Below are 24,442 nucleotides of genomic sequence, written 5' to 3' on the forward strand. Positions count from 1 at the left end.
GCGAATGGATTGTTTTTCCCGCATTTTCGATCTCAACCTGCCAAAAGAGCCTCAGCCGCTGCGCGGGCGGCATCGGTGATTACATCTCCAGAGAGCATCCGCGCAACTTCATCAACACGTTCGGGTGCTGACAGCGGCATGACGGTAGAGGTCGTCACGCCCTTGCGCACGGCTTTCTCAACCCGCCAGTGGTGCGTGCCAAGGGCTGCAACCTGAGGCGAATGGGTGACAACCAGCACCTGCCCCCCCTGAGCAAGATCGGACAGCCTGCGCCCGACCGCATCTGCAGTCGCCCCGCCCACGCCGCGGTCGATTTCATCAAAGATCAGCGAAAGGCCTTCCTGTCCTTGGGTTAGACACACCTTCAAGGCCAGCAGAAACCGGCTCAACTCCCCCCCTGAGGCAATTTTGCCCAGTGGCCCGGCCGGCGCGCCTGGATTTGTTGCCACCGTAAATGATACCTCGTCGATGCCGTCTGCTCCTGGGTCTGAGGCTGTGATCTGTGTCGAGAAAACGGCGCGCTCCATTTTGAGAGGGGCAAGCTCTGCGGTGACGGCGGTGTCAAGCTGCCGGGCTGCCTTTTGTCGCGACATGCTCAGGGTTTCGGCCGCTTTATCATAGGCCGATTGCGCCTCTCTGACAGCGGCCTCAAGGGCTGCCTGTTCGGCCTCGCCTGCATCCAGCGCCTCCAGTTTTGACCTCAGCGTGCTTGCGAATCCCGCCAGATCGTCCGGGGCCACCTCATGTTTGCGCGCCAGCGCGCGGATTGCGAACAACCTCTCCTCTGTTTCCTCCAGGTCGATGGGATTGAATGACATCGTCTCAATAGCATCGGTAACGCCTGACATCGCCTCGTCCAGTTCGACCATGGCGCGATTGAGCGCTGCCATCGGCGCCTCCAGAGTTCCCTCGGCCTTGTCCGCAACACCGTCCAACCACCGCAGTGCGTCCCCAAGAGTCGTTTCCGCCCCGCCCTGCCCCAGCAGCTCGTAAGCGTTGACCACGTCACTGCGGATCTTCTCAGCGCCCTGCATGAGCCTGCGGCGGGTATCCAGCGTGGCCTCTTCGCCCTCTTGCGGATCAAGCTGATCAAGCTCAGCGACCGCGTGGCGCAGATATTCCTCTTCGGCCTTGATGGCATCGCGCGCTGTTGCTGCCTGCGCTGCCGTCTTTCGCGCAGTCCCCAAAGTGGCCCAGGCCTTGCGCACCTTTGTGCGCTGAACATCATTTCCCGCAAAAGCATCCAGAATGGCGCGATGACCCCGCGGGTTCAGCAGTCCACGATCGTCATGTTGGCCGTGTAGTTCCACCAGCGTTTCGGACAAAGCACGCAAGACCTCGCCTGAGCACCGACGGTCATTCACCCATGCCGTCTTGCGCCCGTCTGCTGTGTTCACCCGACGCAGGATCAGTTCTTCGCCGACCGGAAGACCCGCGTCTTCAAGAACAGCCACCGCAGGATGCCCCGCGGGCAGATCGAACCAAGCAGTCACCTCGCCCTGATCCGCCCCCTGACGCACAAGATCTGCACGACCGCGCCAACCCAATACGAACCCCAAAGCATCCAGCAAAATAGACTTGCCCGCGCCGGTCTCCCCGGTCAGCACGTTGAGACCAGGCTCGAACGCAAGCTCAAGCCGGTCAATGATCAGCATGTTCGATATATCAAGCCCGCGCAGCATCTTGATCTGTCCGTAAGATGGGCAATCTGCCCACCGGGGCTATAGCCACGCGCCCTTGATGGTCTGCCGATAGATCGCGGCCAGCCAATTGTCCTTGAAGAAGGCGGGCTCGAGCCCCTGACCGGTCAACAACTTGTAGCTGTCGGCATACCAGTCCGTGGACTGGTAGTTATGGCCCAGAATTGCCCCCGCCGTCTGCGCCTCTTCGTTCAGGCCCAGCGACAAATACCCTTCGACCAGACGATGCAGCGCCTCGGCCGTGTGGCTTGTGGTCTGGAACTCTTCGACCACGACACGGAAACGATTGATCGCAGCGGTGTAGTGGTCCCGGCGGAGGTAATATCGGCCGATCTCCATCTCTTTGCCCGCCAGATGGTCGAATGCGAGGTCGAATTTCAGAATCGCCGATTTGGCATATTCGCTGTCGGGATATCCTTCGATCACCTCACGCAGGCTTTGCAGCGCCTGAAATGTCAGGCCCTGATCGCGACCCACTTCGTCGATCTGATCATAATAGCTGAGCGCCAGCAGATATTGTGCATAGGCCGCATCGTCATCATCGGGATAAAAATCGATGAACCGCTGCGCAGAGGACCGGCTGTTGGGGTAATCCTGATCCTGATGGTACGAAAACGCCTGCATGATCAGCGCGCGCTTGGCCCATTCAGAATAGGGATAGAGGCGCTCGATCTCAGCGAAATAGAAGGCAGCCTGATCTGGCTGACGCCGGGTGAGTTCGAATTCACCACGCTCAAAAATCTGTTCAGCCGAATAGGTTTCAAGCGGAATTTCTTGTGGGTTAAAGAAACTCCCGGTGGTCCGGCCCGCATCGCGACTGCCACACGCCGAAAGCGCTGCGACAATCGCCACCGCACCGATCACCCGCATCCGCGCCTTCGCACCGTTCATGCCTGCACTCTTTGCTGCGTCACGTCCTGCGTCCCGTTCGTCCATCTTCATGCCTTGCTAACACAATAGAATGCATTGCAAAACGCTGAATGCACCTTTTGTGTCGGCTGTGTTGCGACATATTCCACGTCCCTGCGGAGCGTTGCCAAAGGCATACAATGCCGCCCACCCAAGCTCAATGGCAGGCAAGCGTTGGTTTGCATGTGAAAGAGAGCCTGATCAGGCGACTTGCGGGATCTCATCCCACACCAGGCCAGAACCCGGCAGGCGCGCGACCATGGACGCGTCGCATTCAACCATCCGCACAGCGCCCGGTGTGGCGAAAAGTTTGCGCAACAAGGTGTTGGTCAACGAGTGACCCGCACGGTTGCCTTTGTAGTGACCCAGCAAAGGACCACCGGCCAACGCAAGATCACCCAGCGCATCCAGCATCTTGTGGCGCACAGGCTCATCGGCGTGGCGCAAGCCACCGGGGCTGACCACCTTATCACCATCAAAGACCACGGCGTTCTCGCCGGAGTTGCCGCCAAGTGCCAGACCATTGGCCTGCATCGCATCCACATCTGCCTGACGGCAGAAGGTGCGGCTGTCACACAGCTCGCGCGCGAAAGAGCCATTGTTCATTACCAACGACTTTTGCTGATGCCCGATTGCGGCATCTACAAAATCGATCTCGAAATCAATCCGAAGCGTGTCGGACGGGCTGATGGATGCTGTCGCATCACCGTCGGTTACCGTCACGGTTTCAAGAACTTCAAAGGCCATGACAGGCGCGGAAAGGCGGCGCAGGCCGCGCTGAACAAATCCGCGCACGAAAGGAATGGCAGAGCCGTCAAGGATCGGGACTTCGGGACCGTCAATCTCAACCAGCGCATTGTGAATGCCACATCCCGCCAGCGCGGCCATAAGATGCTCAACCGTGGACACTGAAAGGCCCGCGGCATTCTCAAGCTTGGTGCACAGAGGCGACCGGTTCACGGCGTCCCACCGCGCAGGGATCAAACGATCCCCAAGCGAGATGTCGATCCGCTTGAACCAGATACCATGGTACGCACCGGCCGGACGCACTGTCACCGTCGCAGCCGCACCGGAGTGCAGGCCTTTGCCGCTGAAGCTGATCGGTGATTTGATGGTCGTCTGCACGGGTCGCACCTCTGATTGAATTAGACTTGTGTCTAACTTGATCCAACAAGTAGGGGGCGGTCTGTTAGCGTGCAACACAACCTTTGTAACGGTCTGAAACATGTTGTGGCCAATCGCGCACAAATACGCCGACCCTCTGCGAAGTCTTTGACCATAAAGGAAAAAGAGCCACCTTTCGGCGGCTCTTATCTAAATTATTGTGACCACGTCAGGTCTGATTTCGACGTTCAGTGCCCCTTGTTACAGACTGATCCGGCGCTGATGAAACGGGAGGTTGCAGCCCTCAGTTCGCCTGACGGCGCAGGAATGCGGGAATTTCGATCCGCTCTTCGTCGGCATTAACGTCCTGTTGTGGCTGTGGTGCTGCGGCCGAGGCGCGGTTTTGCACCGGCGGCTGCTGACGGACCGGGCGCGGCTGTTGCTGCTGCGCTTCGCCGTCACCCTGACCTGTCATCCGATTGATCAGAGAGTTGATGCCGAACCGGGGTTTCTCGCCCTGGCTTTGTGCGGCTGCGGGCTGTGGCTGAGGGGCGGCGGCTTGCTGCTGCGGCGCACTGCGCTGTGCTGCGGCGCGCAGACGTTCCATTGCCTCGGGGGATGGCGTGCCGGGTGCCGGCGCGCGTGGGGCCACATATTCTTCGGGCTCTGCTTCCAGGCTTTCCTCGCGACGCGGCTCGAATGCGGCGACCTGAGGCTGGTACGCAGGAGGCGGCAAGTCGTCGTCGACCTGTGCGACCTCGGCCTGCTGAGGCTCCATTTCTTCAAAGAGCGTGGGCGCCCGCGCCGCTTCTTGTGCAGGTTCAACCTGCGTTGATGCGGCAACGGCCGCTTCGGGTGCGGGCGCGTCGTCCTGCACTTCGCTCGGCTGGCTCAGGGGCTGGCTTAGCGACCGGCGCGGTACGGGCATTTCGGTGTTCACATCCGTCGCGTCAATGCCGGTGGCGACAACGCTGACGCGCATCAATCCGCCCAGACCTTCATCCAGCGTGGACCCGACGATGATATTCGCCTCTGGGTCCACTTCCTCGCGAATGCGGTTGGCGGCTTCGTCCAGTTCGAACAGGGTAAGATCTTCGCCGCCTGTGATATTGATCAGCACGCCCTTGGCACCGCGCAGGCTGATTTCGTCCAGCAGCGGGTTGGCAATGGCCTTTTCGGCGGCCTGAATGGCGCGATCTTCGCCATCGGATTCGCCCGTGCCCATCATCGCCTTGCCCATCTCGTCCATGACGGCGCGGACATCGGCAAAGTCGAGGTTGATCAGGCCCGGACGGACCATCAGGTCGGTCACGCCCTTCACGCCCTGGTACAGCACGTCGTCAGCCATTGAGAAGGCTTCGGTAAATGTCGTTTTTTCGTTGGCCAGACGGAACAGGTTCTGGTTGGGAATGATGATCAGCGTATCGACCACCTTTTGCAGCGCTTCGACACCGTCCTCGGCCTGGCGCATCCGCTTGGCACCTTCAAACTGGAACGGTTTGGTCACGACACCAACGGTCAGAACTCCGAGTTCGCGCGCAGCCTGTGCGATAATGGGCGCGGCCCCGGTGCCGGTACCCCCGCCCATGCCCGCGGTGATAAAGCACATATGCGCGCCAGCCAGATGATCGACGATCTGCTCGATGCTTTCTTCGGCAGCCGCGGCACCAACAGACGCGCGGGCGCCTGCCCCCAAGCCTTCGGTCACCTTGATGCCAAGCTGCACCTTGTTGTCCGCGCGCGCCTGCTGCAGCGCCTGCGCATCGGTGTTGGCCACGACAAAATCAACGCCATCCAGCTGCTTTTCGATCATGTTGTTGACCGCGTTACCGCCTGCGCCGCCGACACCAAAAACGGTGATCCGTGGCTTGAGGTCTTCCTGACCGGGCATCGAGAGGTTGAGTGTCATGTGCTGTCCGCCTGTTCTGTTGTCCTGCGTCCCACAGGTTTTTACGTGCTAAATTCCGACAATCTTAACGTCTGCCACCCGTAGCGTCACCCAAAAAACGTCAAAATTCTACCAAATCTGGGGATAAAGCCGGGTTCTCTACGCGAGATTTCGCCAAACCGGGCAAATCTTGCGATTCTCCTGTCGCTCACCACAACAAGCAGCACCGCCGCACGGCCACGCGCCGCGCGATTCGGGTCTTTTGTGTCAAATGTCGGAACCTGCTCGTCCCGGTACCGCTGTTCTTGTGTTCGTGGTCTTTTGCCACACGTGCGATTTCTCAAAGATAGCGCTGAACGGATGCTATGTCACCCTACCAATTGTCGCGAAACCACTTTACCGCGCGTTTCAGCGACCGCTGAGGATAGCGGTCCGCCGGAATGTCAAAATCCCACCATTCATCCTGCGGATGGGCAGCGAAAAGCGCCAGTCCAACGGCAGAGGCAAAACTGGGGCCCGTCGCCGCCTGCGGCAGACCATGGACGCGCAAGGGCCGTCCCAGACGCACCTGTTGGCCAAGGATCTTGCTGGCCAGACCGTCCAGACCCGGTATCTGACTACCGCCCCCGGTCAGAACGATCTGCTGGCTTGGCAGGTGATCAAAACCGGCGGCATCAAGCCGCACGCGTACTTCTTCAAGTATTTCCTCTACCCGCGGGCGCATGATCCCGATGAGTTCCGCCCGCGACGCCGTCCGGCGGTCATGTTCATAATCTCCGGTGTCCCCCCCGATTTCGATCATTTCACGGTCATCCATGCCAGTCGCATGCACGCCACCGTAAAACGTCTTGATCCGTTCGGCGTTTGCGGTGGGCACCTGCAACCCCATCGAGATATCCGAGGTTACGTGGTCCCCCCCCATGCGAACGGCATCGGCATAGATCATGTGCTTTTTGATAAAGATCGACACGCCTGTAGACCCGCCACCAAGATCGATGCAGGCCGCACCCAGTTCCTGTTCATCTTCCACCAGCGCGGAAATACCCGAGACGTAGGATGAGCTGGCGATCCCCGCCAGTTCCAGATCACAGCGCTTGATACAGTGCGCCAGATGCTGGATCGCGGCGGCGTCCACCGTCAGCATGTGCAAGTCCACCGACAATTCGTTGCCCAACTGCCCGCGTGGGTCGGCAAGGCCAGACCGATGATCCAGCGCAAAGTTCACGGGCTGCGCATGCAGCACCTCGCGCCCTTCGCCATATTCGGGCACATCGCATGCAGCGAGCACCTGTGCCACGTCCTGTTCAGACACCATGTCGCCTTCAAGATCGATCTGCGCATCCAGCCCATAGCTGCGCGGCTCCGCGCCGGAAAAACATGCAATCACATGGTCCACACGGATGCCAGCCATCTTTTGCGCAGCCTGCAACGCGGTGCGGATCGCCCGCTCGGTTTCGCCCATCGCGCAGATCTCGCCAAAGCGGACCCCGCGCGACCGGGTTGTCGCCGCCCCGATGACCCGAAAATTGGACTGCCCCGCCAGCGACCCAATCTCGCCCGTGTCATCCAGTTCACCCGAGCTGTCAAAACGCAGAACCAGACAGGCGATCTTGGAACTGCCCACATCGAGAATGGCGACCACCCCGCGCTGCATAGCAAGCTTGCGCATATGACGCATTGAGCGTTGGCTGTCGTATAGATCCATCGTCTTGTCCCGCCTCAGATTAAGGGCCCAAAGTTAGTCTTCGGTGCCTTGTTTGATATCCCACCACGCTTCGGTGGCGTCTTTCGTCATGCGCACAGTCGGCCGATGCGCCAGCCTCAAATCCACCCGCGCCACATCCCGGCTCAGAACGTGTTCAGCCTTTTCCAGGGCGATTACCCGCTCAAGCGCCTGCATCGCTTTTTCCTCGGGCAGAAGAATGCGCTGCTCGCGGTCCAGGACGATATCCCAGCGCCGATTGCCCATGCGCACCACACCTTTCAGCCGGTCCCCCAGAACGGCGGCTGTCTGATGCAGCGCCAGCGCTTCGGGTACATGGCGCGCGGCGCCCTCGCCTGCGATCAGGGGTAGACCCGGAAATTCAGCGCGGGCCGCAATGGCCGAGACATGCGCGCCGGCTGCATCGACCAGCACCAAACCGTCTTCGTTCCGCCAGATGGCCACAGGAACGCGCGGCGTGATATCGACCTGAAGCACACCGCCCGGACGAATGCGGACATTCACCGATTTCACGCCATTCAGCGTTTTGATCTGCTTGCGGATCGCTGTGAGGTCCAGATCGAAGGAGCTTTGCGGGAAGTCCAAGGGCACAGCCGTACGGATGTCTGCGGCCAGCGTCCCGCTGGCCCCGTCGATTGCCATCAGCTTGACCATGAATTCAGGACGTTCCTCGATACTGGCACGGGCATCGGCAACGCCTTCAGCAATGGCTGCGCGTCGGTCTGGGTCGGCCAAATAGACCGTCCCCGCCAACAGCGTAACGCAGAACGGCACACCAACGCGCAGGCCAAAGCGAAACGCAGGTGTCAGCATCAACCGTTGCATCCGCCATGCCCAGCGCGAGGGCGCGGGATCGGACCTCGCGTGATCGTTCCGGTCGCGCCTTAGCGAGAACATGAAGCGTCCTCCACCATCCAAGCGCACAGCTGTCCAAAAGTGATGCCGCAGGCCTCTGCTTGCTCCGGAGAAAGTGACGTGGGCGTCATGCCGGGTTGCGTGTTTGTTTCGAGCAGGATCAGACCATCGACGCCGCGGCTCTCGTCCCAGCGGAAGTCCGTGCGGCTGACACCCCGGCACCCCAGCGCGTTGTGCGCCCGCACAGCGTAGTCCATGCAAAGGTCGAAAATCTCTGCCGGGACATCGGCGGGAACCACGTGGGACGATCCGCCTTCCTTGTACTTGGCATCGTAATCGTACCAACCGGTCGTGATAATGTCGGTGACGGTCAGCGCGCGCTGCCCCATCACGGTTGTCGTCAGCTCGCGACCCGGTGCATAAGTTTCGACCATGACAAAATCGGGCATGTCATCGTCCAGCTGCGGCGGGCCGTTGTTTTCCGCGTTCACAAGATAAACGCCGACCGACGACCCTTCATTGTTTGGTTTGACGACATAGGGTGGCGGCATCACGTGCGCAGCACGCACATCCGCCTTTGAGCGGATCACGCTTTCAACAATCGGCAGGCCCGCGTGACGGTAAACCTCTTTTGAGCGTTGCTTGTCCATCGCCAGCGCCGAGGCCAGCACGCCGGAATGCGAATACGGAATGTTCAGCCATTCCAGCAGCCCCTGCACACAGCCGTCTTCACCCCAGCGCCCATGCAGGCAATTGAGAACAGTGTCGGGCTTGAGGTCCAGCAGAACAGCACAAAGGTCGCGGCCCGCATCGACCTCGACCACATTGTAGCCACCATGTTCCCGCAGTGCTGCAGCGCAGGCTGTGCCCGTGGACAACGACACCTCGCGTTCTGCTGAGGGCCCGCCCATTAATACCGCCACTGTCGGGGTTGTCCTGCTCGACGTACCCACCGGAGTGCCTTACTTTCCCGGAGCCTTTTCGGCCCTCGTTATAATGTCAGAACCCGTCGTTTTGGCCCTGCTGCATGACGTCGGTAATGTGTCGGTATCACGTCGGTATTGGGACCGATCTTACCGCTCAAATTCGCCCACGCGCATGATTTCCCATTCTAACGTGATACCGCTTGAATCGTAAACCTTTTTTCGCACCTCTTCGCCCAGCCCTTCGAGATCGGCAGCGGTCGCCGTTCCGGTATTGATCAGAAAGTTCGGGTGTTTCGGCGACATCTGCGCGCCGCCCCTTGTGGCCCCGCGCAACCCCGCATCATCGATGACTTTCCAGGCTTTCAGGTCGTGCACATCGTCCGCCGCCCCGGTTGAGCTGAAACCCGCCGGATTGCGAAAGGTGCTGCCCGCGCTTCGGTCCTTGGTGGGCTGGGTTTCGTCCCGTTTCCGCAATTGTTCCTCCATGCGCGCGTGCAACGCTTCGGGCTCCCCCGCAGGCGGGGCAAAGGTGGCCGATACGATGACCGCGCCCTCTGGCAGGTCGGTCTGGCGATACCGGAAATTCAGGTCATCCGCCGTGAGCGTGATCAGCGTCCCTGCCCGCGTGACGGCCTGCGCATAGACAAAGAAATCTGCGGTGTAGCAGCCATAGCAGCCTGCGTTCATCCGCACTGCCCCGCCGACCGCGCCGGGGATCGTGCGCAGAAAACTAAGGTCCAGGCCAGCATCCGCCGCCCTGCGCGCCACATGCGCGTCCAATGCGGCCGCACCGGCAGTGACGTGCTCCCCGTCGATCGAGATCGAATTGAAGCCGCGCCCCATGCGGATCACGATCGCCCGGATCCCGCCGTCGCGCACAATCAGGTTCGACCCCACACCCATGGGAAAGACCGGAACATCTGCCGGCAGCGCGTGCAGAAATTCGCTCAGATCATCGACATCGGCAGGCTGAAAAAGCACATCCGCAGGTCCGCCCACGCGCAACCACGTCAAATCGCTGAGCGCACGGTGCGGCGTCAGAGTGCCGCGCACCGCTGGCAACGCGCTGATATCGATCTGCATGTCCTAATCTCCGACCCGGCTTTCCACCCATGCCCGCGTGACGCGGCTGACAAACCAGCCGGCCCCAAAGGCAGACAGCCCGTAGAACACAACGGCCAGCTGCGCAACAACCGCGTTCAGTTCGGTCGGTTTCGCCTGAAGGCCAAGGTACATCCAGACCTGATTAAGCGTCAGCCCGGTGACCAATACCCCCAAAAACAAGACAAGACGGCGGCGGTACCCGCAAAGGATGCACAACACCATCCAGGCAATAAGGACCACGACAAGGCCAGCAACCAAAGGCGTCATTCGACGGGCCCTTTCGCGCCAGCAAGGCTGCGCCGCATCCAGCGACCCAGATAGATCACCGGCCAGCGCAGAACCGAACAGGCCGCTGCAAAGACCAACAGGCCGATCCACGGTCCGTGCTCAGCCGTAATAAGACCCAGAATGGGGATGCCCACGGCAATCAGGATATAGGCGTTGCGCCAGTGATGATCCTTGCTGGGGGTCATGGCAATAATATTGGCGATCACCCCCCACAGGCAGGCAAGGACGATAGACGTGCTCATTGAGATATCCCTTTCTTTGAGGCGAATTCACGCGGCAACTGCGGATTCTGACCCCGCGCCTTGGCCCAGATATATTTCAACGGATTGCGAAACATGGAGACAAAGGCAAAGACCGCCAGCAAGCTGAAGATCCAGCCAAACTGCAGACCTACCAGCACGATCAGCACCGGTGCCGCCAGCAACAGCGCGATGCCGGGAAAGTACTGATGCCGCATGGGCAGCATTGCCACCACGACGCTGGCGAAGACCCAGCCGATTGAAAACCAGACCAGCATCATATCACGTCTCCCTGCCGCGCAGCATATTTAGAGTGCACCGGGTGCCACCAGAAAACGCAGGGTGTTTGTATCAATCTTGACCCGCTCGCGGCGATAAAGGGCGCGGGCCAGTTCCACGATATTGGGATAGGCCGAGATTACGGCCACCGATGCCAGCAGCGCCATGAACCAACCGACCTGCATCCCGATGGAGATCAGGATCGGGAGGGCCGCCAACAGCAAAAGCGCGCCCACAAGGCTACGCTGGTGCAAGGGTAGTCTGACCACGGCGGTCGCGGCCAGAACCCAAGTAATGGATATCCAGAAAATTGGTGTCATTGCTCTTTGCCTCTCTGTTCTTTCGTTGGACGCTGCGGGCTCTTTACCGGCCCGCTTTGCGTCAGGCTGCGGCGTCTTTCAGCGCCTGCAATTTTTCCGGCAGCCCGTTGGCCCAGGCACTGATCGTACCGGCACCCAAACAGACGACCATGTCACCCGGACGGGCCTGTTCGTTGACAAGCCGCGCCAGATCACGCTCGTTTTGCACCGCACGCGCGTGCCGATGCCCATGACGGATCAGCCCCGCAACAAGGCCGTCGCGGTCTGCCCCTTCGATCGGGTCTTCGCCCGCGGCATAGACATCCGCAATGCCCACCACGTCTGCGTCATTGAAACAGGCGCAAAAGTCATCGAACAACCCCGACAGTCGGCTAAAGCGGTGCGGCTGGTGAATGGCGATTACGCGCCCGTCGGTTGCCTGACGCGCCGCCTTGAGCACGGCAGCGATTTCAACCGGGTGATGGCCGTAGTCATCAATGATGGTCACACCATCAACTTCGCCCACCTTTGTAAAGCGGCGGTTAACGCCGCCAAAGGCCTTGAGCGCGGCGCGGATTTCCTGCGCCTTCATGCCCAGATGGCGCGCGACCGCAACAGCCGACAGTGCGTTTGAGACGTTGTGGTCCCCCGGCATCGGCAGTTCGCAGTCTTCAATGACGATATCTTCGGTCTGAAGCTGAATGTCGAAATGAGCGATGCCCCCTTCGTAGCGCAGGTTCACGGCGCGTACGTCGGCCTGTGCGTTGAAACCATAGGTGATGACGCGCCGGTCGCTGATCTTGCCGACGAGGCTTTGCACCTCAGCATGGTCCGTGCAGCAGACGGCCAGCCCGTAGAAAGGGATGTTGCTGACAAATTCCAGGAAGCCCTGGCGCAGGGTGTCGAAATCGCCCCAATGCTCCATGTGCTCGGGGTCAATGTTGGTGACGATGGCAATCGTTGCGGGCAAGCGGTTGAAAGTGCCGTCGCTTTCATCGGCCTCAACCACCATCCACTCGCCGTCGCCCATCCGCGCGTTTGAGCCATAGGCGTGGATGACACCCCCGTTGATCACGGTAGGGTCGATGCCGCCGGCCACAAGCAATTCGGCGACCATCGTTGTGGTGGTGGTTTTGCCATGCGTGCCCGCGACCGCGATATTGGATTTCAGCCGCATCAGTTCGGCCAGCATTTCAGCCCGACGCACGACCGGCAGACCTCGCGCCCGGGCCGCATCCAGTTCCGCGTTGCCCCTCTTGATCGCGGTCGAGATCACAACAACTTCGGCATTCTCGATGTTTTCGGCCTTTTGGCCTTCGAATATCGTGGCGCCCAGCCCGGCCAGACGGTCCGTGATCTTGGACGCTCTGAGGTCCGAGCCCTGCACGGTATACCCATGGTTGAGCAACACCTCGGCGATGCCCGACATACCAATTCCGCCGATGCCGACGAAATGGATGGGGCCCACGTCGGTAGGCAGTTTGGTGGCAGCAGCATTCATGTCCGACTTCCTTTTTGCGCAAGGTCCTGCACCATCTGGGCAAGGGCCTCTGCGGCTTCGGGTTTGCCCAGTGACAGGGCAGCGAGCGTCATTTGCAACGCCCCATCAGGATTGCCAAGTATCGATTCAATCTGTGCCGTGACGTTCTCTGGCGTGGCTGTGTCTTCGGGCACCATGATGGCAGCCCCGGCCTCGACCAGTCCACGCGCATTGGCGGTCTGATGGTCGCCGGTGGCGGCGGCAAAGGGGATCAGGATCGAGGGGCGGCCGATGCAGGATATGTCCGCAACACTTGAGGCGCCTGCCCGGCTGATCACCAACTGCGCTTCGGACATGCGGCGCGGGACATCCTCAAAGAAGGGCTGCACATCGGCGTCGATCCCGGCTTGCGCATAATAATCCGCCACCCGCTGGCCGTCTTCCTCGCGGGCCTGGTGACTGACGCGGATGTTCTTGATCATTGCCATGGGCAACCCGGCAATCGCGGGCGGCACCACATCGCTGAGGATCCGCGCGCCTTGGGAGCCGCCCATCACCAACACCTCCATCGGGTAATCACCGGGGGGGATATAGCTTGCCCCCGCCCGGTCCAGCACCGTGCTGCGAACAGGGTTGCCAACGTGTACGCCCTCAACGCCATCCGGCAACTTGGTGGGCCATGTACCGCAGGCGACCGCGTCGACCCGCGGGGCAAAGAGCGCATTGACCCGGCCCAGTACGCCGTTTTGCTCATGGATCATCCGGGGGCGCCTGAGCAGCGTGGCGGCGGCAAGTGCGGGGATCGACGGATACCCGCCAAAGCCCACGACCACAGCAGGTTTTTCGCGCATCATCCGCATCACGGCGCGGATCACACCGGCACCGATCTTGAATGGCACCGTTGCCTTGGCCAGGGCACCGCCACGCGCAAAGGTGGCAGAGCGCACCTGGGTGATCTCGACGTCAGTCGGAAAATTGCCGGTGTAGCGCGCGCCGCGCGCATCGGTGCTCAGCTTTACCCGCCAGCCACGCGCCAGCATCACCTCGGCCAGGGCCTGCGCGGGGAACATGTGCCCCCCCGTGCCGCCGGCTGCGATGATCAGAAGTGGTGAAGCCATGTAATCGACCCTTACCGCGCCCTGTTGCGCCCCAGTATATCAGAAAGCTGTCCCTGTGGCCGAGATCTTGTAAATGCCAGCAACATGCCGACCGCGATCCCGGACGCGATGACCGAGGATCCACCGTAGCTCACGAATGGGAGTGTCATGCCTTTGGCGGGCAACAGGCGCACCGCGACACCCATGTTGATCATCGCCTGTACACCGAACATGCACGCCAGCCCGGTTCCCGCAAGACGAATGAACGGGTCGCGTTCGCGCACGAGACGCAGCAAAGACCGCACCACAACGACCGTGTAAAGCGCGATGATGCACAGCACCAGAACCAGCCCGTATTCCTCTGCCGCAACCGCGATGATGAAATCCGTATGCGCGTCAGGCAACGACCATTTCACCTGCCCCTCGCCCACGCCGACACCAAAAAGACCGCCCTCGCGGATCGCGTTGGTGGCATAGCCCAGTTGCGTTGTCGGATCGACTTCGACGCTGAGAAACCCGTCAATGCGGCGCGCGAAATGCTCAGAATGGGCATAGGCCACTGTGCCTGCAATGATCACAAGGCCCGCCATGCCGACCAGCAGGACCATGGGCGCCCCGGCCACGAAATAGATCACGCCCCAGCCAAAAAGCACCAGACAGGCCTGTCCAAAATCGGGCTGCATCGCCAGCATCAGCACAATCGCAATGCACAGCGCAAAAGACCATGTGCGCCCGGGCGGGCCGTTGATTTCCATCGACGCCGCCATCATCCAGGCGGCCACGACCATGAACCCTGGTTTGAGAAACTCTGATGGCTGGATCGACGCAAAGCCCAGCGAATACCAGCGCACCGCCCCCTTGCCAAAATCCGTGCCAAAAAAGGGCAGCAAGGCAAGCGCCACAAAGGCCGCGAGAAAGCCCAGTACCGCCAGACGCCGCACCAGAACGGGTGACATCATGGACGTCAGCATCATTGCAACAATCGCCAGCCCCCCAAAGAAGGCCTGCCGTTGCACGTAATGAAAAGGTTCGAACCCGTTCTTGGCGGCCAGCGGCACAGACGCCGCCAGACCCAGCAAAAGCCCCACACCAAACAACATCAGAACACAGGACATCGCCCAGCGATCCACGGTGCGCCACCATTTCGGGAGAATCGGTTCGCCGCCCCGTACAACCGGGACTGCGCCATAGACCATTTCTGTCATGGACTTCTGCCTTACACTGCCTCAACGCCCCATTTTTCGGGGTCTGATGCAAAGCATAAACAGAAAGCAGCCGCGAATCTACTGATTTTATGGGCGCAACCTTGCGTTCAGGTGTGCGCTGCCTCGGCCTTCATCTCGGCGATCCGTTCCAGCGCCTCTTCGCGGGTGTTGCGGATATTGGGGCGAAAGTCCTGGCTTTCGGCACGGCGGCGGATATCAGCCTCTGTCTCAGATCCTGGGGCATAGCGGACAGAGCCCAGCGAAAAGGCTTCATTCAGCCGTTTGCCGCGTGCCGCATATTGCACCCAGGCGGGTGACTGGATGCGGGTGCCATCGTAGTTGACCAGAAAGTACCACTTTTGCCCGGTTTTTCCGACCTCGCTTTCGATGAAATCATAGACGTCGTTCACATCCGTCGAATGTTCGAACGACATGCCAGAGAAATCAGCATACATGATCTGTTCCTGCGGCATGAATTCAAGCCGCCACTTCAGGTCAGACAGCGTGAAGCTATGTTTGTGCACAACTTTGGTTCGGCGCTTTGACGGCAGGGATTTCAGCCGCTCGATGGCGCTTTCACGATCATAAAAGAGATTAGGATCAAAGGCTTCTGTCCCGGCGTCGCGTTCGATCTGGCGGCGGGTAATCTCAGACGCATCAAAGCGCACGCTGCCCATGGAATGGGCAAGGTTCAATTCCTTGCCTCGCCGCGAAAATGCAAACCACGCAGAATTGTCGATGCGCGCTTCGCAATAATTCACCAGAAAGAACCACAGGCTTTCGCCGGTCTGGGCGATCTGCTGTTCGATGTGGTCGTAAAAGAAGTTCACATCGACGGAATTGGCCAGCGTGCAGTTCTGGAAACTCACTTCCATGATCTGGGTGTCGTGGTGGAACTGGACCCGGCCTTCAAGGTCTGCTGCGGTCAGTGTCTGTTTCGTCATCGCAAAGTCCCGTGTCGCAAGATCAATCCATGAGGGTGACCTAAGGGAAGCGAAAACAGTATACAATTGTACACATTGCCGCACCGCAGCGTTTTTTGCCGCGGCGCGTTAAGCTGGCGGGCCAAACGCAGCGCTTTATGCGGCGCGGTGCGTGCCGCGAATGGGATAGTCATTGGCGCGGATAAACTTGATCCCGTTCGCAATCCCTTCGAGGTCAGGCCGCGCAAAAGGCGCGTTAGAGACATCCAATATCTGCACCTCGCCTTGGGCATTTACCACAAAAAGGCCCGGTTCCGGGAACGGGCGATCCGTTTCCTTGGCACTTCGCGGATCCGAGACGTAGAGGCCAAGCCGTGCCATCTGTTCGATGCTCAGCGCATAACCCAAGGGCAGGCTGAACCCGGTCTCTTCCTGCATAGCTTGCGCCTTGTCTTCCGGATCGCCCGAGACGGCTACGATGTCGACGCCTTGGTCAAAGAATTTCTCTTTGATTTCATCAAGTTTCGACAGGTACCTCTTGCAGATCGGACAATGCAGCCCGCGATATACCACGATCAGTTGCCAGTCATGCGCGCCATTGGGGGCCCCAAGGCGCAGGGTGCCGCCGCCAAGTTTGGGGATGTCCATTTGGGGAAAGGCCTGCCCGGCCGCGAGAGGTGTCATTACTTTTCCTTTCATCTGTGCAGGGCGAGAGATAGCAGTTGCTGGGTCGGACCCAACCCCTTTCACAGCTTCTTGACCACAGGCTGGGAAACAGGCAAGGCCGCGCCATGCAGGTTGATACGGCAATCATAGGGGCAGGCGCCGCGGGCATGATGTGCGCCGCATATGCTGGCGGGCGCGTTCTGGTGGTAGATCATGCCAAGGCCCCAGGTGAAAAGATCCGCATCTCCGGCGGGGGGCGGTGCAATTTCACCAATCTTTACTGCACGCCAGAAGCATTCATCAGCCAGAACCCGCATTTCTGCAAATCCGCGCTGGCGCGGTATACTCAATTTGATTTCATTGAATTGGTCGATGCGCATGGCATTCCCTGGCATGAGAAAACACTGGGTCAGCTGTTTTGCGACACTTCGGCCAAGGACATCATCACGATGCTTCGCAAGATGATGGACGACGCAGGCGTTCAGCTGCATTTGCAAACCAGTGCCGCCAACTTTGCAAAGCATAACGATCTGTTCACGTTCGACCTGATTGCCCCTTCCGGCACGATCCCTGTCACCGCGCGCCATCTGGTCATCGCCACGGGGGGAAAATCCATTCCAAAGATGGGCGCGACGGGGCTGGCATATGACATTGCGCGCCAGTTCGGGCTGCCCGTCACCAACACCCGCGCCGCCCTTGTCCCCTTTACGTTTCCCGATGGGCGTTTTGCACCGATTTCCGGGGTGTCTGTCCCCAGCACCGTGACGGCAGGCGGCGCCACGTTTGAGGAGGCCCTGCTTTTTACTCATCGCGGTCTATCGGGGCCCTCTGTACTGCAGGCATCATCCTATTGGCAGGAAGGGGCACCGATCGCCGTCAACCTGACCCCTGCGCAAGACCTTTTTGACACCTTGCGTGCCCTGCGCCAGCAGTCTGGCCGTCGCAACCTGACAACCGAGCTATCGCAGCATCTGCCTGCGCGTCTGGTGGCGCATCTGTCGCAAGAGCTGAACATCGAGGGCAATCTGGCCGATTGGTCAGACAAGCGCCTTCAAGACCTGTGCGACACGTTGAAAAACTGGCAACTGCACCCCAGCGGGACCGAAGGCTATCGCACTGCAGAGGTCACCCTGGGCGGGGTCGATACCGACGCCCTGCACGCGCGGAGTATGATGAGCAACGACGTGCAAGGCCTTTATTTCATTGGTGAAGCTGTCGATGTGACAGGCTGGCTGGGCGGATATAACTTTCAGTGGGCCTGGTCGTCAGCCATGGCCTGCGCAAGGGATTTATCGGGCTAGTCTGCGCCTACCCCTGACCGATGGCCTTTTTGACCTGGTTTGTGAAATCCTCGCCGCGGCGTTCAAAGCTGTCATATTGATCAAAACTGGCCGCCGCCGGTGCCAGCAACACGACATCGCCCGGCTCAGCCTCGGCAACGGCGCGGGTCACGGCGGTTTCCATGGTGCCGCAGACTTCAGTATCGACTGTCAACTGCATGGCAAAGGCAGCAGCTTCGCGTCCGATCACATAGGCCTTGCGCACCCCGCCCGAGGCATCGGCCAGACCGTCAAGCCCGCCATCCTTTTCCAGCCCGCCGCAGATCCAGCGGATGTTGCGGAAGGCCGCGAGCGCCTTGGCAGCCGAGTCCACGTTTGTGGCTTTGCTGTCATTGACGAACCGGACACCGTTCGCCTGAGCGATGGTTTGCGACCGGTGCGGCAACCCGGCAAAGCTGTGAAACGCGGCCTCGATCACCTTTGGCGCCAGCCCCAGCGACCGACAGGCGGCATAGGCGGCACAGGCGTTCTGGTGATTGTGGTCCCCTGGCAGGCCCGCCACCTGACGCAAATCAATTGAAGCCACCTGCGCGCCACGGCGATATTCTGACAAAAACCCCTTGCGGGCAAAGACATCCCACCCCGGCCCCGTCAGTTTGCGCGTGACGCTGATGCGAATGACCCGGTCGTCGCTGGCCGCTTCAGCAAGCTGACCGGCCAGAAACAGCCCCTCCCGCTCATCCACACCGATGATGGCGCGGTCGGGCCCACCTTCGGCAAAAAGGCGGCGTTTGGCAGCGAAATAGCCGCCCATGCCGTTGTGACGATCCAGATGATCGGGGCTGAGGTTGGTGAAGACCGCAATGTCGGGCGTCAGGCTGCGCGCCAGTTCAGTTTGATAGCTGGACAGCTCCAGCACGACCACATCCCCGTCAACGGCCGGATCCAGATCAAGCACCCCGCGGCCAATATTGCCTGCCAGTTGCGCTGACCGTCCCACGTGTTCGAGAATGTGATGGATAAGCGCAGAGGTGGTGGATTTGCCATTTGATCCCGTCACCGCGATCACCCGGGGGGCGACATCGAATTTATCCCAGGCCAGCGTCGCAAAACTTTGAAAGAACAGGCCAATGTCATTGTCGACCGGAACGCTTGCGGCAAGGGCTGCAGCCACGACCGGATTGGGTGCGGGATAGAGGTGGGGAATGCCGGGACTGACGATCAGACGCGCGATCCCCTCAAAATCCTCTGCGCCTTTCAGGGATCGCACGGTGAACCCCTCCTTTTCGGCGACGGCGCGTGCCTTGGGATTGTCATCCCAGCAAAGAACCTGCACGTCCCCTGCCCTGAGTGCGCGCGCGGCCGACAGGCCCGAGCGCCCAAGCCCAAGCACTGCAACCTTCTGTCTTTCCAATCCCTGAACTGGAATCATCCAACGCCCCCTGATAGTGCTGAGCCCTTAATGGGGCCAAGAACGGCCCATCACAAGGCGGAGCCGTCCTTTTGCGCCCTGATCTTCCTTCCCTGTTGCGCCGGATCACCGACGACGCCTTTGCCGAAAATGACTGGGGCGCTCCCGCCGATTACATCCCCGAACTGGCCCGCATCAAGCCGGCACAGTTTGGCATCGCTGTCGCACCCGCCACGGGGGACGTGATGACCGCCGGGGATGCAACAACGCCGTTTTCGGTACAATCGGTCACCAAGGTTTTCACCCTGGCGATTGCCCTGGGCAGGTCAGGTGATCAACTATGGAAGCGGGTCGGGCGCGAACCATCGGGGCGTGCGTTCAATTCGATCATGCAGCTTGAGCAGGAACAAGGCCGTCCGCGCAATCCCTTTATCAACGCAGGTGCGATTGTCACCACCGATCAGGTGCTGGACCAGCGCGAACCCAAGGAAGCCCTGGCTGAAATCGTGCGCTTTGTGCGTGCCGCGGCTGGAAACGAAGACATCCATATCAACGACCGCGTCGCCGCCTCAGAGGCCGCCCATGGCCATCGAAACGCCGCGCTGGCACATTTTCTGGCGGCTTACGGCAATCTCAGAAACACCCCTGAACGCACGCTGGGGACGTATTATCACCACTGCGCCATTGAAATGAGCGCCCGTGATCTGGCGCTGGCGGGGCGGTTTCTGGTCGATGCCCCGGGTCTGCCGCGTCTGATTTCGCGCACCCGCATCCGGCGGATCAACGCCCTGATGATGACCTGCGGCCATTACGACGGGTCGGGTGATTTTGCCTATCGGGTTGGCATTCCGGCAAAAAGTGGCGTCGGCGGCGGGATCCTGGCTGTTGTGCCGGGGATTGCGTCAATCGCGGTGTGGTCGCCGGGGTTGAACCGCTATGGCAATTCGCTGCGTGGAACACACGCCCTGGCGCAACTGAGCACCGCGATGGAGTGGAGCGTCTTTTGATCGCCTAGGGCGGATTCATCTGACCTTCAGCGTCGCCAGTCCGATCATCGCCAGAATCAGCGAGATGATCCAAAACCGGATCACGATCTGCGGCTCTGCCCAGCCCTTTTTTTCATAGTGGTGATGGATCGGGGCCATCAGGAAAACCCGCTTGCCGGTCCGTTTGAAATAAAGCACCTGAATGATCACGCTCAGGGCCTCGACCACAAAAAGGCCGCCTACGATAGCCAGCACCAGTTCATGCTTGGTTGCCACAGCAATCGCGCCAAGCGCCCCGCCCAGCGCAAGGGATCCGGTGTCGCCCATGAAGACCGCAGCAGGCGGCGCATTGTACCACAGAAAGCCAAGCCCGCCGCCAAAAAGCCCCGCACAGAAAATCAGGATTTCACCTGTGCCAGGCACATAATGCACGTCCAGATATTCGGTGAAATCGACCCGTCCGACCGCATAGGCAATAACCCCCAACGTACCAGCCGCGATCATCACGGGCATAATGGCCAGCCCATCCAGACCGTCGGTCAGGTTCACCGCGTTGGCCGCACCGACGATCACGATGATCGCGAAAGGAACAAAGATGAAGCCCAGATTGATCAGCGTGTCCTTGAATACGGGCAAGGCCAGTTGATACTGCAGTTCTTCGGGGTGATATTGCGCGGCCCAGTAACCGGCGATAGCTGCGATGATAAAACCTATTAATAACCGCACCTTGCCAGATACACCTGATGTGGTTTGCTTGCTGACTTTGGCGTAGTCGTCTGCAAAACCAATCACCGCAAAGCTCATCGTGACAAAGAGCACCAGCCAGACAAACGGGTTGTCCAGCCGCGCCCAAAGCAGCGTTGACGTCAGCAGCGCGCCCACGATCAAAAGCCCGCCCATGGTCGGTGTGCCTGCTTTGACGAAATGCCCCTCGGGGCCGTCATCGCGGATGGGCTGACCTTTGCCCTGGGTGCGACGCAACACAGAGATCAGCGGCTTGCCAAAGAGAAAGCCAAAGATCAGCGCCGTCATGAACGCGCCCCCCGCCCGGAAGGTGATGTAGCGAAAGAGGTTAAAAAAGTCGCCACCATCCGACAGCAGGGTCAACCAATAGAGCATGTATCGCGTCCTAACTCATCATCTTGGGGTCTGCGCCCCTTCAGGCCTCATCAACCGGATGGCCCATTTTGTGTATCGCGTCAACGATTGTCCCCAGTTTCATGGACAGCGACCCCTTCGCCAGTACCACGTCACCGCTGTCAAGAAGCCCGCGCAGGCCGCGCAACATCTCGTCCGAGGTTTCTGTCCACCTGCCGCGCTGATGTTCCGGCAAGAGATCATGCAGCGCCTTCATCAGGGGCCCAATGCAATGGATCACATCCAATTCCCTGGTCGCGTCCAGATGGGCGAGCCCTGCATGAAGTGCTATAGCATCGTCTCCCAACTCTTTCATATCGCCCAGAAAAGCGATCCTGCGCCCTTTGCTAACGCGCCCAATGTTGTGCTGCACTTCTGAGGCCGCAAGCACCGCCAGCGAGGCCGCCATCGACGTGGGGTTGGCGTTGTAGCTGTCATCGATCAGATCAAGCGACATATGCGTCTCGACCGGGTCCAGCACAATAGTTTCTCGTACGCCGCGCCCCTTGTAGGGCGACCAGCGCCCAAGCGATTGTGCCGCCAGCGCCATGTCCGCCCCAAGCGCATGACAGACCGCCAGCGCGCCCAGCCCGTTCATGGCAAAGTGCCGCCCCGGTGTTGCAATCTTAAAGAGCAGCGGCGCGTCCTCATAGGTGGCCTGAACGACAGTGGTATCTTGCTGCACCTGGACGCTTTTCATTTTGAAATCAAAGGCATGTTCGCCAAACGTAATGTCGCGGAGGCGACAGTCGTGTGCCTTGGCCAGAAGGATCGGGGCGTGTTCAATATCGGCGTTAATCACGGCACCCCCGCCGATTGGCAGTCCTTCAAAGATGGACGCCTTCTCGACGGCAATACCGGCCACGTCATCGAAAGCCTCAAGGTGCGCCGCCGCGACGGTTGTCACCATCGCCACATCAGGACGTGCCAGACGGGCAAGTGGCGCGATTTCACCGGGATGGTTCATGCCGATCTCGATGATCGCAAAGTCGGTGTCGGCTGGCATCCGCGCAAGGGTCAGCGGCACCCCCCAGTGGTTGTTGTAACTGGCAACTGAGGCATGTGCGCGGCCCTGATCGCCCAGCATGGCCAACAGCATTTCCTTGGTTGACGTCTTGCCCACACTGCCGGTCACGGCGACGACCTTGGCATTGGTCCGGTTCCGCGCAGCGGTGCCCAGCTTTTCAAGCGCCGTCAGAACATCCTCGACGATGAGCAGCGGTGCGTCTGGTGCCACATCCTCCGGGATCCGGGACACAAGGGCAGCTCCGGCCCCTTTCTCAAGCGCCTGCGCCACAAAATCATGGCCGTCCCGCACATCCTTGAGGGCCACGAACAAATCGCCCGTCTCAATCGTGCGGGTGTCGATGGACACGCCATTGCAGGTCCATGCCCCCTGCACGCGCCCTTGCGTTGCCTCTTGCGCTTCTGTGCTTGTCCACAAACTCATGCCAGCCCCCCATCCAGTGCCGCGACGGCGACGCTGGCCTGCTCCACATCATCGAAAGGCAGGACGTCCGTGCCGACAGTCTGCCCGCTTTCATGGCCCTTGCCCGCAATCAGCAGGGCGTCGCCTGGCTCAAGCATATCAACGCCGCGCAGGATCGCCTCTGCCCTGTCGCCAACCTCGGTCGCGCCGGGTGCGCCTTCCAGCACGGCGGCGCGAATGGTGGCAGGATCTTCGGTGCGCGGATTGTCATCCGTGACGATCACAACGTCTGCATGTGCCGTGGCGGCGGCCCCCATCAGCGGACGCTTGCCCGCATCACGGTCCCCGCCCGCGCCCACAATGGCAATCAGCCGCCCCATTACATGCGGACGGATCGCTTTCAAGGCGGTCGCCACCGCATCAGGCGTGTGGGCGTAATCGACAAAGACCGCCGCCCCGTTGCCCCGCGTCGCGGCAAGCTGCATCCGACCCCGGACAGTTGTCAGATGCGGCAGGGCGTCAAACACATCGGCAGGCTCACCACCACAGGCGATGACCAGACCGGCCGCCAGCAACACGTTGTCGGCCTGAAACCCACCAATCAACTCAAGCCGCTTTTGATAGGCTTTGCCGCGCCATTCAAACCGCAGGTCCTGTCCAGTGTTATCCAGTCGCTGGCTTGTAAGATGCAAATCTCCGCCATCCCGCCCAACAGTGATCACGGTACAGCCTCGCGCCTTGGCAATAGCGGCCATGTCGATGCCTTTGGGATCGTCCATGTTGATCACTGCCGTGCCGTCCTCGGGCAGAACGCGGGCAAAAAGGCCGGCCTTGGCGTCAAAATACGCCTCAAAGGTCTCGTGATAATCCAGATGGTCCTGGGTAAAGTTCGTGAACCCGGCAGCGGTCAGCGTGATCCCGTCAAGTCTGCGCTGATCCAGCCCGTGCGAGGACGCCTCCATCGCGGCGTGGGTAATGCCACCCTCTGTCACCGCATCCCGCAGCGTGCGGTGCAGCGTGATCGGTTCGGGCGTGGTATGCACAAGCGGTGCGGCCCACGCCCCTTCGACGCCGGTGGTGCCAAGGTTGACGGCGGCAAACCCCATTTCGATCCAGATCTGGCGCACAAACGTGCTGACAGAGGTTTTGCCATTGGTGCCTGTGACGGCCACCATTGTTTTGGGTTGCTGCCCAAACCACAGCGCCGCGGTGCGCGCCAGCGCCTCGCGCGGTTGTTCAGAAACGATCAAGGCGGCCCCAGCCGCGCTGACAGCGTCGCCCGCAATCCGCGCGCCCATCGCATCTGTCAGAACAGCCACCGCGCCCTTATCAAGGGCACCTTCCACAAAGGTCGCGCCATGCACCTCAGAGCCGGGCATCGCCGCAAAAAGCGTGCCGGGTTTGACGGTGCGGCTGTCCACTTCGAGATGGTGCAGATCGGGATTCTCACCGCCCCGGGCCATCAACCCCAAGGAATTCAACGTGGTAGTGGTGGGGCTGCCCATGGTGTGCCA

The 24,442-nt window shown here is 60.4% G+C and carries 23 protein-coding genes; 2 read left to right on the forward strand and 21 right to left on the reverse strand.

Annotated features, from left to right (window positions below; genetic code table 11):
- Positions 1-32: 32 nt before the first annotated feature.
- From recN to H9Q16_RS06945, 17 genes are all read right to left on the reverse strand, one after another.
- Positions 33-1,682 (reverse strand): DNA repair protein RecN, encoded by a 1,650-nt coding sequence (gene recN / locus H9Q16_RS06865; RefSeq protein WP_191074584.1) that lies wholly within the window; start codon positions 1,680-1,682, stop codon positions 33-35.
- A 39-nt stretch (positions 1,683-1,721) separates the two neighbouring features.
- Positions 1,722-2,591, reverse strand: a complete 870-nt coding sequence (locus H9Q16_RS06870; RefSeq protein WP_191075188.1) for an outer membrane protein assembly factor BamD — start codon at positions 2,589-2,591, stop codon at positions 1,722-1,724.
- A 219-nt stretch (positions 2,592-2,810) separates the two neighbouring features.
- Positions 2,811-3,734, reverse strand: coding sequence for a UDP-3-O-acyl-N-acetylglucosamine deacetylase (lpxC, locus tag H9Q16_RS06875; protein WP_191074585.1), 924 nt, complete (start codon positions 3,732-3,734; stop codon positions 2,811-2,813).
- A 283-nt stretch (positions 3,735-4,017) separates the two neighbouring features.
- Positions 4,018-5,622 (reverse strand): cell division protein FtsZ, encoded by a 1,605-nt coding sequence (ftsZ, locus tag H9Q16_RS06880; protein ID WP_191074586.1) that lies wholly within the window; start codon positions 5,620-5,622, stop codon positions 4,018-4,020.
- Between the two features lie 352 nt (positions 5,623-5,974).
- The gene (gene ftsA, locus H9Q16_RS06885; protein ID WP_191075189.1) at positions 5,975-7,279 is read right to left on the reverse strand and encodes a cell division protein FtsA; all 1,305 of its coding nucleotides are present in this window, start codon (positions 7,277-7,279) and stop codon (positions 5,975-5,977) included.
- 60 nt (positions 7,280-7,339) lie between these two features.
- Positions 7,340-8,221 carry a cell division protein FtsQ/DivIB gene (locus H9Q16_RS06890; RefSeq protein WP_191074587.1) on the reverse strand — a complete coding sequence of 294 codons (882 nt, stop codon included), beginning with the start codon at positions 8,219-8,221 and terminating at the stop codon, positions 7,340-7,342.
- On the reverse strand, positions 8,209-9,090 hold the full coding sequence (locus tag H9Q16_RS06895; RefSeq protein ID WP_216859305.1) for a D-alanine--D-alanine ligase: 882 nt from the start codon (positions 9,088-9,090) through the stop codon (positions 8,209-8,211). The genes H9Q16_RS06890 and H9Q16_RS06895 overlap by 13 nt, the downstream gene beginning before the upstream one ends.
- A gap of 162 nt (positions 9,091-9,252) precedes the next feature.
- On the reverse strand, positions 9,253-10,188 hold the full coding sequence (murB, locus tag H9Q16_RS06900) for a UDP-N-acetylmuramate dehydrogenase (RefSeq protein WP_216859306.1): 936 nt from the start codon (positions 10,186-10,188) through the stop codon (positions 9,253-9,255).
- Between the two features lie 3 nt (positions 10,189-10,191).
- The gene (locus H9Q16_RS06905) at positions 10,192-10,476 is read right to left on the reverse strand and encodes a hypothetical protein (protein WP_191074589.1); all 285 of its coding nucleotides are present in this window, start codon (positions 10,474-10,476) and stop codon (positions 10,192-10,194) included.
- Positions 10,473-10,739 (reverse strand): DUF2484 family protein, encoded by a 267-nt coding sequence (locus H9Q16_RS06910; RefSeq protein WP_191074590.1) that lies wholly within the window; start codon positions 10,737-10,739, stop codon positions 10,473-10,475. The genes H9Q16_RS06905 and H9Q16_RS06910 overlap by 4 nt, the downstream gene beginning before the upstream one ends.
- The gene (locus H9Q16_RS06915) at positions 10,736-11,017 is read right to left on the reverse strand and encodes a DUF2484 family protein (protein WP_191074591.1); all 282 of its coding nucleotides are present in this window, start codon (positions 11,015-11,017) and stop codon (positions 10,736-10,738) included. Before H9Q16_RS06915 ends, H9Q16_RS06910 begins: the two co-directional genes overlap by 4 nt.
- A 27-nt stretch (positions 11,018-11,044) precedes the next feature.
- Positions 11,045-11,335, reverse strand: a complete 291-nt coding sequence (locus tag H9Q16_RS06920; protein WP_191074592.1) for a DUF2484 family protein — start codon at positions 11,333-11,335, stop codon at positions 11,045-11,047.
- A 61-nt stretch (positions 11,336-11,396) separates the two neighbouring features.
- Positions 11,397-12,815 (reverse strand): UDP-N-acetylmuramate--L-alanine ligase, encoded by a 1,419-nt coding sequence (gene murC / locus H9Q16_RS06925; RefSeq protein ID WP_191074593.1) that lies wholly within the window; start codon positions 12,813-12,815, stop codon positions 11,397-11,399.
- Complete coding sequence (locus H9Q16_RS06930) at positions 12,812-13,912, reverse strand: UDP-N-acetylglucosamine--N-acetylmuramyl-(pentapeptide) pyrophosphoryl-undecaprenol N-acetylglucosamine transferase (RefSeq protein ID WP_191074594.1); 1,101 nt, start codon at positions 13,910-13,912, stop codon at positions 12,812-12,814. The genes murC and H9Q16_RS06930 overlap by 4 nt, the downstream gene beginning before the upstream one ends.
- Positions 13,913-13,923: 11 nt before the next feature.
- A complete protein-coding gene (ftsW, locus tag H9Q16_RS06935) occupies positions 13,924-15,096 on the reverse strand; it encodes a putative lipid II flippase FtsW (protein ID WP_191074595.1) in 1,173 nt (390 codons plus the stop codon).
- 107 nt (positions 15,097-15,203) lie between these two features.
- Positions 15,204-16,040: a hypothetical protein gene (locus H9Q16_RS06940; RefSeq protein ID WP_191074596.1), complete on the reverse strand. Its 837-nt coding sequence runs from the start codon at positions 16,038-16,040 to the stop codon at positions 15,204-15,206.
- Between the two features lie 135 nt (positions 16,041-16,175).
- Positions 16,176-16,703, reverse strand: a complete 528-nt coding sequence (locus H9Q16_RS06945; protein WP_191074597.1) for a redoxin domain-containing protein — start codon at positions 16,701-16,703, stop codon at positions 16,176-16,178.
- Positions 16,704-16,810: 107 nt separating this feature from the next.
- Between H9Q16_RS06945 and H9Q16_RS06950 the strand changes: the two genes are divergently transcribed.
- The gene (locus tag H9Q16_RS06950) at positions 16,811-17,986 is read left to right on the forward strand and encodes a BaiN/RdsA family NAD(P)/FAD-dependent oxidoreductase (protein ID WP_191074598.1); all 1,176 of its coding nucleotides are present in this window, start codon (positions 16,811-16,813) and stop codon (positions 17,984-17,986) included.
- Positions 17,987-17,993: 7 nt separating this feature from the next.
- Here the strand turns inward: H9Q16_RS06950 and murD are convergent, their stop codons facing one another.
- Positions 17,994-19,397, reverse strand: a complete 1,404-nt coding sequence (gene murD / locus H9Q16_RS06955) for a UDP-N-acetylmuramoyl-L-alanine--D-glutamate ligase (RefSeq protein WP_191074599.1) — start codon at positions 19,395-19,397, stop codon at positions 17,994-17,996.
- A 71-nt stretch (positions 19,398-19,468) separates the two neighbouring features.
- Between murD and H9Q16_RS06960 the strand changes: the two genes are divergently transcribed.
- On the forward strand, positions 19,469-20,383 hold the full coding sequence (locus H9Q16_RS06960) for a glutaminase (RefSeq protein ID WP_191074600.1): 915 nt from the start codon (positions 19,469-19,471) through the stop codon (positions 20,381-20,383).
- A gap of 15 nt (positions 20,384-20,398) precedes the next feature.
- Here H9Q16_RS06960 and mraY read toward each other — a convergent pair whose 3' ends face one another.
- Genes mraY through H9Q16_RS06975 form a run of 3 tightly spaced genes read right to left on the reverse strand, consistent with a single transcriptional unit; the run spans position 20,399 to position 24,433 of the window.
- Positions 20,399-21,481, reverse strand: a complete 1,083-nt coding sequence (gene mraY, locus H9Q16_RS06965) for a phospho-N-acetylmuramoyl-pentapeptide-transferase (protein ID WP_191074601.1) — start codon at positions 21,479-21,481, stop codon at positions 20,399-20,401.
- A 40-nt stretch (positions 21,482-21,521) separates the two neighbouring features.
- Positions 21,522-22,949, reverse strand: a complete 1,428-nt coding sequence (locus H9Q16_RS06970) for a UDP-N-acetylmuramoyl-tripeptide--D-alanyl-D-alanine ligase (RefSeq protein WP_191074602.1) — start codon at positions 22,947-22,949, stop codon at positions 21,522-21,524.
- Positions 22,946-24,433, reverse strand: coding sequence for a UDP-N-acetylmuramoyl-L-alanyl-D-glutamate--2,6-diaminopimelate ligase (locus H9Q16_RS06975; protein ID WP_191074603.1), 1,488 nt, complete (start codon positions 24,431-24,433; stop codon positions 22,946-22,948). The genes H9Q16_RS06970 and H9Q16_RS06975 overlap by 4 nt, the downstream gene beginning before the upstream one ends.
- Positions 24,434-24,442: the final 9 nt, after the last annotated feature.

This window comes from Sulfitobacter aestuariivivens, assembly GCF_014763045.1.
Classification (GTDB): domain Bacteria; phylum Pseudomonadota; class Alphaproteobacteria; order Rhodobacterales; family Rhodobacteraceae; genus Sulfitobacter; species Sulfitobacter aestuariivivens.